Origin of the sequence: Actinoplanes sp. GCM10030250 (assembly GCF_042666575.1) — a bacterium.
Taxonomy (GTDB): domain Bacteria; phylum Actinomycetota; class Actinomycetes; order Mycobacteriales; family Micromonosporaceae; genus Actinoplanes.
Genome location: NZ_JBHTDO010000121.1, coordinates 1 through 611 on the forward strand (window position 1 = coordinate 1; position 611 = coordinate 611).

Below are 611 nucleotides of genomic sequence, written 5' to 3' on the forward strand. Positions count from 1 at the left end.
CGCGGCGAGCAGCCTTTGAACACTCCGCGCGGATCGAACAGACGGGACATGTGCGGGTCCGCGTGATCGAGCCACCATGCCGACATCGCGACCGGGTCGTCATCGGATGCCGCGGTCATGAACGTGGCCATCAATACGTTCAGCCGCGCCACCGCCTCGGGGTGCTGCCACCACTCGGGACACCACGTGGCCTCGGGGGTGTCGGTGACCTGGCGGGCATACAACCGCGAGAGCGCGCCCGTAACCCATCCATGCAGCACCGACAAGTCAACGGCAGCCCATGCGGTCGTCTTTCGTGTCAACTCCATTGCTACACCTTTTCAGTGATGTTGATGGTTTCAGATATGTTCGACGTTGAACCCCAAGTAATCCAGCGTGACATCCATAAATTTGTGACCCAAAATGTCACATTTATACTGAACTTCGGTCACTCTTTTGGGGGCGAATTCATAAAAGGCGACTGCCGCATACGCTTCTCGCAGATCTGCTGGCTTAATAGGCTCTCCGTCAGCGTCCTTGAATGCCCTGCTGCTCTGTATCCCCATTTCTTTTCCATAGCGTGAATTGAATTTTTTTGTGTCAATGGTCTGGTCTACTTCCGTCCGTATCAC

2 protein-coding genes are annotated in these 611 nt (G+C 55.5%); both read right to left on the minus strand.

What is annotated here, in order from left to right:
• On the minus strand, positions 1-308 hold a 308-nt coding region (locus ACFQV6_RS44320; RefSeq protein ID WP_378033752.1), incomplete at its 3' end, for a DUF4913 domain-containing protein.
• 30 nt (positions 309-338) lie between these two features.
• The coding region (locus ACFQV6_RS44325) for a hypothetical protein (RefSeq protein WP_378033753.1) at positions 339-611 on the minus strand (273 nt) is incomplete at its 5' end.